This window comes from Streptomyces sp. NPDC058877 (assembly GCF_042742855.1).
Lineage (GTDB): Bacteria > Actinomycetota > Actinomycetes > Streptomycetales > Streptomycetaceae > Streptomyces.
On sequence record NZ_JBHYMF010000237.1, the window covers coordinates 1 to 9,421 of the forward strand.

Annotated in this window: 8 protein-coding genes and 1 pseudogene; 8 read left to right on the forward strand and 1 reads right to left on the reverse strand. The window is 74.5% G+C overall.

Going from position 1 to position 9,421, the window contains the following annotated elements; genetic code table 11:
* Positions 1-876 precede the first annotated feature (876 nt).
* Together ACFW2Y_RS32125 and ACFW2Y_RS32130 are read left to right on the forward strand one after the other, a co-directional pair.
* The gene (locus ACFW2Y_RS32125; RefSeq protein ID WP_384886101.1) at positions 877-1,416 is read left to right on the forward strand and encodes a SigE family RNA polymerase sigma factor; all 540 of its coding nucleotides are present in this window, start codon (positions 877-879) and stop codon (positions 1,414-1,416) included.
* Positions 1,416-2,075, forward strand: a complete 660-nt coding sequence (locus ACFW2Y_RS32130; protein ID WP_384886103.1) for a hypothetical protein — start codon at positions 1,416-1,418, stop codon at positions 2,073-2,075. The genes ACFW2Y_RS32125 and ACFW2Y_RS32130 overlap by 1 nt, the downstream gene beginning before the upstream one ends.
* Before the next feature lie 108 nt (positions 2,076-2,183).
* Here ACFW2Y_RS32130 and ACFW2Y_RS32135 read toward each other — a convergent pair whose 3' ends face one another.
* Positions 2,184-3,995 carry a hypothetical protein gene (locus ACFW2Y_RS32135; RefSeq protein WP_384886105.1) on the reverse strand — a complete coding sequence of 604 codons (1,812 nt, stop codon included), beginning with the start codon at positions 3,993-3,995 and terminating at the stop codon, positions 2,184-2,186.
* A gap of 120 nt (positions 3,996-4,115) precedes the next feature.
* Here ACFW2Y_RS32135 and ACFW2Y_RS32140 point away from each other — a divergent pair.
* From ACFW2Y_RS32140 to ACFW2Y_RS32165, 6 genes and pseudogenes are all read left to right on the forward strand, one after another.
* Positions 4,116-4,892, forward strand: a pseudogene (locus ACFW2Y_RS32140) (MFS transporter); the annotation flags it as partial.
* A 56-nt stretch (positions 4,893-4,948) separates the two neighbouring features.
* Positions 4,949-5,170, forward strand: a complete 222-nt coding sequence (locus tag ACFW2Y_RS32145; RefSeq protein ID WP_384886108.1) for a hypothetical protein — start codon at positions 4,949-4,951, stop codon at positions 5,168-5,170.
* A 78-nt stretch (positions 5,171-5,248) separates the two neighbouring features.
* Positions 5,249-5,599 (forward strand): hypothetical protein, encoded by a 351-nt coding sequence (locus tag ACFW2Y_RS32150; protein WP_384886110.1) that lies wholly within the window; start codon positions 5,249-5,251, stop codon positions 5,597-5,599.
* 169 nt (positions 5,600-5,768) lie between these two features.
* Positions 5,769-6,980, forward strand: coding sequence for an ROK family protein (locus ACFW2Y_RS32155; protein WP_384886113.1), 1,212 nt, complete (start codon positions 5,769-5,771; stop codon positions 6,978-6,980).
* A gap of 212 nt (positions 6,981-7,192) precedes the next feature.
* Positions 7,193-8,638, forward strand: a complete 1,446-nt coding sequence (locus ACFW2Y_RS32160; protein ID WP_384886115.1) for an ABC transporter permease — start codon at positions 7,193-7,195, stop codon at positions 8,636-8,638.
* Positions 8,639-8,679: 41 nt separating this feature from the next.
* Positions 8,680-9,387 (forward strand): ABC transporter ATP-binding protein, encoded by a 708-nt coding sequence (locus tag ACFW2Y_RS32165; protein ID WP_384886118.1) that lies wholly within the window; start codon positions 8,680-8,682, stop codon positions 9,385-9,387.
* The last annotated feature ends 34 nt before the right edge of the window (positions 9,388-9,421 follow it).

Sequence of the window (9,421 nt, forward strand, 5' to 3'; positions counted from 1 at the left end):
GATGCTGCTCCGGCACGGTGCGGCGGCCGCCCCGGTCGAGCCGCTCCGACAGGTCCTCCCGACGGAGTTGATCGTGCGGCGGTCCTGCGGCTGACCTCGGCGGGCGGGTGCCCGGCCGCCGAGGTCGGGGGGAACCCCACCCGTCACGAAGCCCCCGGGCACTCCGACCTCGCTGCGGCCCCGGTCTGCGTCGGGCCGGCGGCCAGGAGGTTCCGTGCGACGACGGCCGCCCTCGCCGCCGGCGTCGACGCGGCAGGTCCCGCAGCCGCAGGGGTGAAGCCGGAGCCCGGCCGCCCGGCGGTCCGACCGGCCGTCAGGAGGAGGAGCGCCACCGGTCAGCGGACCGCAAGGCCGTCAGCGCCGGGTCCCACTGGTCGGCCGGGTGAAGCAGTGCGGCGTGTCCACCCCGACCTCCACGACGTACTGGTGGATCTCCGCCCCCGCATCGCCCCGTTGCCGCGGAGGTCCCGCCCCCCGGGCGACCGTCAGCGTGCCGAGACGGCCCTGCCGTGCACGCACGGCTGCCGCCCGAGCCGGGGCACACGCCGAACGGCGGTCGACCCGGGCCGTCCCCACCGCCCCCGGACGGTCGAGCTCCTTGGCCGGAAGCCCGGGGCGACGGCCCGCCTGGACAGTCCGTCGAACCACCGCTTAAGGTCGGGGCCGACTCGTCGGGCCGCTGCCCGGAGACCGGGAACCCTCCAGGAGCACACACGTGGTCACCCCCGCCGATGTCGCCCGCCACGCAGGGGCCCCGGCCAGCACCGTCGGCCGTGGGCCCGGGGAAAAGCGCTCCGCACCCCCTCTCCACCCGCGGACGGATTCGGCGCGGCACCGCGCTCCTCGGCCCCCGCAGCCGCCCCGACCGGAAGCGCCGTGAGCACGCCGGAACCTGAAACCGACGACCAGGAAGCGGAGTTCCGGGCCTTCTTCGAACGCCACTACGCCGAACTCGCCCGTCTCGCACACCTGTTGACCGGTGAGACCGACGCCGCGGACGACCTGGCAGCCGACGCCATGCTCGCGCTCTGGCGCCGCTGGGACCGGGTCCGCGCCGCCGAGCATCCGGCCGCCTACGCCCGGGGGGTCGTCACCAACCTCGTCCGCACCCGGATCCGCGGCACCGTCCGCGAACGCCGCCGGATCGCCGCCTTCTGGGACCGTCGTCCGGAGCACGTCGAGGGCCCCGACGTCCCCGCCGTCGTGGACGTCCGCACCGCGCTCTGCGCTCTGCCCTTCCGCAAGCGTGCTTGTGTCGTGCTGCGACACGCCTTCGACCTCTCCGAGCGAGAGGCCGCCCGCATCCTGGGAGTCTCCGTCGGGACGGTCAAGAGCCAGACGGCCAGGGGCATGAAGGAGCTCCAGCGGCTGCTCGGCGACCGGGCCGCCACCGAACTCGCCGCGAGGAGGCCGTGATGGACGACGCACGACTGCACCAGCAGCTCAAGGAGGCCGCCCAAGCACACCGGCCCGATCGTGCCCGCATCCTCGCCCGCGTGGAACGCGGTCTCGCCGCCCCCGCCCCGACCGGCCGGCCGAACCGACCAGCACGTCCGCCGGTGCGCCGACACTGGACGGCGATCGCGGCCGTCACCGCCGCCGTGACCGCTGCCGTCGGCCTCGGCAGCCTCGCGGCGACCACGCTGGACGACCGCACGGCCGGACCGGTCACCGCCCTCCCCGCACCCGGCCCGACGGCGCGGGCGACCGGCACGGTCGACCCCGGAAGCAACCGTTGGTGGGCGCAGAGCGACCTCGCGGTGACGACCGGGTCACCGGTCACGGGCCTCACCGTCGAGCTGCGGATCGTGCGCACCTCCGGTGTCGTGAGCACCGGCCACTGGCGTACCCGACCCGCAGAGGACTTCACCGTGACGGTGACCGAGGAGGCCCGTGCGCTCGTCTACCGCTGGACGCTCAAGCCGGGACGCACGGTGCCGCCCGGCCCGCACGCCTTCGCGGCGCAGTACGACCACGCCGAGGGCGTGCGGGACGCTTCGGGGGACACCTACCGCGTCCTCCTGACCGGCCCCGACGGGGGTCGCACCCTCCTTCGGGGCGGCTTCGGGAGCTGATCCGCAGCAGCCCCCCACCGGTGGGAGGCGGGCGGCCCCGCCGGGCCCGGCGGGGCCGCTGCCGTGCGCCGTGCCGGTGCGGGCGCCGGGCGGAGCGCGCCGGGACCGTCACTCCAGGGGGAACCCGAGCTCTTCGGCGCGCGCACGGCTGCCGCCGCACACCCGGGCATGGGACTTCGGGTCCTCCGAGGCCAGCCGATGCAGCACAGCGGCTGCCTGTGCCTCGGCCGGGGTGCCGTCGTCCGGTACGTCCCAGCGGAACTGGAGCGGTTCGCCGGCCCGTTCCGGACGGCCGGACGCCAGTCCGGGGGCGTACCAGAAGGTCACCACGGCGGTGTCGGGGTCGTCGAAGCCGCTGCTGATCCAGCCCCGCTTCGCGTCCCAGCGGTCGAGGAGCCCCGGATCCCCGACCAGCCCCGCCTTGATCAAGCGGGCGACGGTGCGGGCCCGCCACGACCAGGAGCCGTCGGTCTCCGCCCTGGTGAGCTCCGCGTCGTAGACGGCGGCGTCGAACCGGTGAGCGGGCGGCTCCGCCGTCGGCCCCCAGCAGCCCGACGGGGTCCGCCGCCAGTTCTCCCACACCACGTGGTCCCCGTCCCGCCGGATGGTGACGTGGAGCGCGCCGCAGCAGCCCTCGGAGCAGGACGCCTCGGCGAGTTGCACCTCGCGGGCCTCGGCTCCGGCCCGCAGCCGACCGTCGTCCAGCAAGTGATCGGGGCTGTGGGCGGGACCGCGGCCGAAGAGCGCCGGGACCACCGGACGGCCGTCGATGAGCACGCGTGCCTCGACGGGGTTCCGGTCCGCCGGATCGCCCGCCACCACCTCGACGCGGAACGCGGCGGCCGGCGCGGGGTGTTGGAACGGCCGCCGTCCCGTTCGACGGATCCAGCCGGCCCGCTGCCGCTGGTCCGCCGTCTCGCCACCGGCGCTCGCCTCCGCCCACGGGGGCATGGCCAGCAGCTGACCGAGCAGGTCCAGGAGCACGGCGCGTCGCCCGGGCGGCCAGTCCAGCAGCGCACCGGCGCCGCTGCTCAGGTCGAGGGCGAGCGAGAGCAGCAGGGCTGCGTTGTCGAGGGTGGGCGGCAGCAGACGGGCCCGGGTGATGACGGTGTCGTACAGACGGAGCGCGTCGCGGTGGCCGAGGAGTTCCCCGGGGTCGTCGTGCGAAGAGCCCATCCGGACGAGCAGCTCGCCCGTGCGCGCGAGCAGCACCGCGTCGGAGGGCCTGTGGTCGAGGAGTTCGGACAGTCGGGATGCTTCTGCGATTCGACGGGCAGCCGAGCCCCCGACGGAGCGGAGCGCGGCCGGCAGCGCGACCAGCTCCGTGTACACGGCCTGCCGGTCGTCCTTCCACAGGGCGCGGATGAGCGGCCGTAGTTCGTCGCGGCGGCCGCGGGCGACGAGGTGCACGAGGGCTGCGGCGCGTCGGTCGAGGGCGTCGAGCGCATGCACCGCCGGGCCGGCCAGATCCCGGAAGAGGCCGAGGGCGGAGAGGCACGGGACGTCCTCGGGTTCCCCGAGGCGGCGCAGCAGGGCGATGCCCGCGGCGACGGTCGGCACGGTGGTGCCGCGCCGGGCCAGACCCCGCCCCAGGGAGCGGGCGGCGGCCAGTTGCTCCGCAGGGAGCTCCAGAGCGGCGACGGCGGTCCTCACCAAGTGTCTGTGGTGGTGCTGGACGCCGAGCTCCTCGAAGCGGCGGCGCAGGGTGTCGGGGTCCTCCGGGAGCGGGTCGAGCGCCTTCTGCACGGCGTGCTCGGCCGCTTCCCACGAGAACGGGTCCGTCCTGGGCCCGGGCTTCCGGGGCAGGGGGTAACCGCGCGGGGGCGGCACGGCGTCGGACGACTCGCGCAACAAGCGCTGGACGTGGTCGTACAGGGCGATCGGCGGAGCGAGCGCGGGGCGCTCGTCGGGGGCGCTCACCGGGTGGAGCGGGACTCGATTCGGTAGGTCATGGGCGCAGCTTGCCAGCCGGTCGGCGCGGTGTCGAACGAATAGCCGGACGGGAAGGGGGCTCGTGCCGTGCTTGCTCGCTCCTGACCGGGGAGGGCGCTCGCGGTGCTGCTGTCCGGGACCACCGTGGCCACCGTCGCCGGCGTTCCCGGTGGCGCTCTGCTCGGCGCGCTGTTGGGGTGGCGGGCCGCCTTCTGGGCCGTCGCCGTGCTCTGTCTGCCCGCCGTGCTCGGGCTCGTCCGGGGACTGCCCGCACAGCAGGCCACGGCGGCGGTCCGGCCCGCACTGCGGGTGGAGTTCGCACGGCTCCGACGGCCGTGCCTGCTTCTGGTCATGCTGCTCGCCGCGCTCGTCAACGCCGCGACCTTCGGCGGCTTCACCTTCTTCGCCCCCCTGGTGACCGGCACCACCGGGCGGGACCCGCTGTGGGTCCCCGTCGTCCTGGCGCTCTTCGGCGTCGGATCCTTCGTCGGGGTGGTCGTGGCGGGGCGCCTCGCCGACCGGAGCCCCGGCCTCGTGTTCGCCGCGGGAGCGCCGTTGCTGTTCGTCGGCTGGTCGGCGCTCGCGCTCCTCGCCGCACGGCCGGCGGCCCTTCTGGCCCTGGTGTTCGCCCTGGGCGTGCTGTCGTTCGCGGTGGGCGTCACCCTGATCGCGAGGGTCCTGTACGAAGCGGACGGCGCCCCCGCCTTGGCCGGGGCCTGTGCGACGGCCGCGCTCAACATCGGTGCCGTCCTCGGCCCGGTGCTTGTCGCGACGGCCCTCGGCGCGGGGTCCGGGAACCGGGGCCCGCTCTGGGCGAGTGCCTCCCTCGTCGCCGTCGCGACGGCGGTCGCCCTTCCCTTCCGGAGGGCCGCTGCCGGGGCTTGACGCCCTGGTGTCGGGCACCGCAGGGACCGCGGTGCCCCGCACCGGCCGGAAGGTCCGTGACCGGCCTCCGCCACGACACCGAACCCCGCACGATCCTCGGCGCCGCCCACGGGGGCGCGGCCTTCACCGTGCTGTGCGCCCTGGAGCGGCTCCTCGCCGCCTGCGGCCTCGACCCCGCCGAACCCTCCGAACGCCCCGGTCGGCCGTACCCGCCGCCGCGGACGGCCCAGGGGGCGCCGCCCGGCCGGTCCCGGGCCGTGGGAGGATGGCGCCCGTGAAGGATGTGCGAAGGGGCCGTGCCGCGTAGGAGACCGGCTTCGCTTCGACGGCGACGGCGCCGAGGGGGAAGCCCCCTGGTGCGCTACCGCGATGTCCCGGGCCTGTCGGGGCGGGCGAACGCCGCCGTCCGTGAGCTCGAGGGGAGGCGCTTGTCACCGGGCGTGGTGGCGGCGGCGCTGAGCGTCTGGTCCGTGCGCGTCCACGGCACCAAGCGTGACTGGAGGCCGTGGGAAGCCGAGTTCGCCTGCCGGTGCTGCGGCGAGGAGTGGGCCCGGGACACACTGCAGAGCGTCTTGTCGATGCTTCCGCCGAGGGCTGCCGGGGAACTCCGGCGCCACGTGGACCGCCTGGACGCGGTGCTCCTGGACCGGACGCACCACGAGCCGGCGGCGGAAGCGGAGCTGCCCTGGTGGCACCGCAGGTGCTGACCCGCGACCGACCTCGGCGATCGGGCCCGCCGGAACGGCCCTGCCCGAGCCCGGTGCGAAACGCGAGGGGCAGGTTCGGCTGCCGTACCTGCCGTACCTGCCGTACCGACGACGCCGTCGACGGACCGTTTCCGCGTGGGCGAAAGGGCCGACTAGGCTCTCGCACACCATGAACCAGCCCACGGAACCCAAGGCCGACAAGTCGGGCGTGCGACGGCACAACCTGAGCCTCGTCCTGAGGACCGTCCACGAGGCCGGCGAGACGACGCGGGCAGCGGTCGCGGCCCGCGTCGGGCTCACCAGGCCCGCCGTCTCCTCCCTGGTCGAACAACTCCTCGACCTCGGTTTCCTCGTGGAGTCGGGCAAGACCTTCAGCGGACAGGCGGGGCGGCCGGGCACCGTCCTCAAGCCGGCGGACACCGGACCCGCCGGCCTCGGCGTCGAGATCAACGTCGACTACGTCACCGTCTGCGTCGTCGACCTCACGGGCACCGACCGCATCCGCCGCACCGAACGCCTCGACAACCGCGCCGCCGAGGCCGAGGACGTCCTCGCCGGTGCGGCCCGGGTGGCCGCGGAAGCCCTCGACGAGGCGGCCGAACGCCGCCTCGCCCCGGCCCGCGCCGGACTAGCCCTCCCCGGTCTGGTGTCCGGCGGAACCGTCCGACAGGCCCCCAACCTCGGCTGGAACGACGTCCCGGCCGGTTCCCTCTTCGGCACGGCCCTCACCGCGCTGCGCCCCCACACCGCGGGCCTCCCGGTCACCTCGGACAACGAGGCCAACATGGCGGCCCTCGCCGAGCTCTGGTTCGGTTCCCTCGGGGACCTCCGCACCTTTCTGCACCTGACGGGCGAGATAGGCGTCGGCGGTGCGGTCGTCGTCCACGGCGAGCTCCTGCGCGGCGCCCACGGATTCGCCGGGGAGATCGGGCACCTGGTCGTGGACGCCGAAGGACCGCTCTGCCGCTGCGGTTCCCGCGGCTGTCTCGAACAGTACGCCGGACAGGCCGCACTGCTCGCGGTGACGGGGGCCGTCGACGTCCCGGACCTCGCCCGCCGGGCCGAGGCGGCAGAGCCGGGCGCCCGCACCGCCCTCGCCGATGCCGGCCGGATGCTCGGCCGGGCCCTGTCGGGAGCCGTGAACCTCCTCGATCCCGAGGCCGTCGTCCTGGGCGGCATCTATCCGCGCCTGATGCCCTGGCTGGCTCCCGCCCTGGTGGAAGAGCTCGCCGCCCGGGTCGTCTCCGGCCTCTGGACCCCGGACGGGGACCGGCTGCGACCGGCGTCCGCCACCACGGACGCCGCCCGCGGGGCAGCGGCCCTCGTCCTCCACGACGTACTGGCCGACCCGCTGTCCCACGCCGCGGCGCCGCACGCCTGACCCCCTGCCCGTCGGGATCCGCCCTCCCCGCCCGGAGGGCACGTCGCACCCGTGCGAGCCCGGACCGGCCTCCCAGCCGGTCCCGGCGCCGTGGAGGCGCACCCCCGGACGGCTCGGACGCGGGCCGGCCCCTGCCCCCTGCCGCGCCGCTCTCATCCCGCTCTCATGCGGGCCTTATCCCCTCATCACACGCGGCCCCTAATTTCGCGGCCATGTTCTTCACCTACCTCCGGCGCGAGCTGCGCCGCCGCAGAAAGGCGGCGCTCGTCGTCGCCTCCGGGCTCGCGCTCGGCATCGCGCTGGTCATCGTCGTCAACTCCGTCTCCGCGGGCATGAGCCGCGCCCAGGGCAAGGTTCTGGAGTCCCTCTACGGGCTCGGCACGGACCTGACGGTGACCAAGGCGCAGGAACGGCCCGAAGCCGGGGCGCAGCCGCAACGGCCCCGCTTCGAGTTCCAGGGCAAGGAGGACGGAGAGGAACAGAGCAGCGATCGACTGATGGTCCAGGGCTTCCAGACCCTCGCCGACTCCACCGTCGGCACGGTTGCGGAGCAGCAGGGCGTCGACCGGGCCGTCGGAGGCCTGAGCCTCGTCAACCTGAAGATCAACGGCGAGTTCAAGCGGGGCCAGATCCAGCGCGGCCAGAACCCGCCGGACGGTCGGACCGGCGGGGGCTCGGGCTCGGGCGACACCGTGACCGGTGGGGGCGCCGCCTTCGACGTCGACTCCTTCACGATCTACGGCACCGACGTCACCGTCCCCGACCTCGGGCCCCTCACCACCTCCACCGTCTCCACCGGCCGCACCTTCACGACCGCCGAGACCGATGCCGAGGTCGCCGTCGTCGACAGCGCCTACGCCCAGCAGAAGGACCTCTCGGTCGGTGACGAACTGGCCGTCAAGGGAGTCGACTTCGAGATCATCGGCATCGCGACCGCCGACAGCGGACAGTCCGCCGCCCAGGTCTACCTTCCCCTGAAGCAGGCACAGACCCTCTCCGAGTCCGCCGGCAAGATCACCACGATCTATGTGAAGGCGACCGACTCGACACGGATCGACGCGGTCAAGACCGCCATCCAGAAGAACGTTTCCGGTACCACCGTCACCACCTCGGCCGACCTCGCACAGACGGTCTCGGGCTCGCTCGACACCGCGGCCGACCTCGCCTCCAACGTCGGCAAGTGGCTTTCGTACGCGGTGCTGCTCGCCGCCGTCCTCGTCGCGGGACTCCTCACCTCCTCCGCCGTCGGGCGCCGGGTCCGCGAGTTCGGCACCCTCAAGGCCCTCGGCTGGAAGAGCGGACGGGTCACCCGGCAGGTCGTCGGCGAGGCCCTCGTCAACGGCGTCATCGGCGGCGCCCTCGGCATCGCGATCGGCCTTGCCGGAGCCTATGCCGTCACTGCTGCGAGCCCGACCCTCACCGCCGAACTCGGTTCGGGAGGCGGCACGTTCGGTGGGGGACGCGGTGGCATGGGCTTCGGCGGCGCCCGCACGGCGGTCGGCAAGACGGTCGACATCGCCCTCACCGCCCCCGTCAGCGTCACCACCGTGGGCCTGGCCGTCCTCCTGGCCCTCGGCGGCGGTCTCGTCGCCGGTGCCTTCGGCGCCTGGCGCGCCTCGCGGCTGCGTCCCGCCGATGCACTGCGCCGCGTCGAGTAGTCGACCGCCCGAACCCACTCACGTACCACAGGAGTCCCACCATGTACGAACTCACCGGCGTCACCAAGCAGTACCGGCGGGGACAGAAGAGGGTCGACGCCCTCGCCGGGATCGACCTCACCCTCGCCCGGGGGGACCGGCTGGTCATCCAGGGTCCCACGGGCGGCGGCAAGTCGACCCTGCTGCAGATGCTGGGCGGCCTCGACCGCCCCACCTCGGGCCGGGTCCTGCTCGACGGCGTCGACCTGGCAGGGCTCTCGGAGCGCCGCCTGACCACCGTGCGCGGTGAGAACATCGGCTTCGTCTTCCAGAGCTTCAACCTCATCCCCACGCTCACCGCGCAGGAGAACGTGGAGACCGCCCTCGTGCCCCTCGGGGCCAAGGCCGTCGAGCGGCGGAGCAGGGCCGCAGAGGCCTTGGAGTCCGTCGGACTCGGCGAGCGCCTCGGCCACCTGCCGTCCGAGCTCTCCGGTGGCCAGCAGCAGCGCGTGGCGATCGCCCGCGCCCTGGTGAAGCGGCCCAAGGTGCTCCTCGCGGACGAACCGACCGGCAACCTCGACGAGTCGATGCGCGACGAGATCGTGGACCTGCTCGAAGGGCTCTGTGACGAGCACGGCCTCACCTTCGTCATGGTCACCCACGACAGCGCCGTCGCCCGCCGGGCACACCGCCTGGCCACGATTCGGAAGGGACGCATCACGGTCAAGGAGAACCGGCAGTCGGCGGCCCCGGACCCGGTCGAGGCCTGAGGGCACCGGACCCGGCTGCCGAACCGGCACCATG

Coding starts and splice junctions, on each gene's coding strand:
- ACFW2Y_RS32130 (WP_384886103.1), top strand. CDS start 1,416: ATGGACGACGCACGACTGCACCAGCAGCTCAAGGAGGCCGCCCAAGCA.
- ACFW2Y_RS32155 (WP_384886113.1), top strand. CDS start 5,769: ATGAACCAGCCCACGGAACCCAAGGCCGACAAGTCGGGCGTGCGACGG.
- ACFW2Y_RS32160 (WP_384886115.1), top strand. CDS start 7,193: ATGTTCTTCACCTACCTCCGGCGCGAGCTGCGCCGCCGCAGAAAGGCG.
- ACFW2Y_RS32165 (WP_384886118.1), top strand. CDS start 8,680: ATGTACGAACTCACCGGCGTCACCAAGCAGTACCGGCGGGGACAGAAG.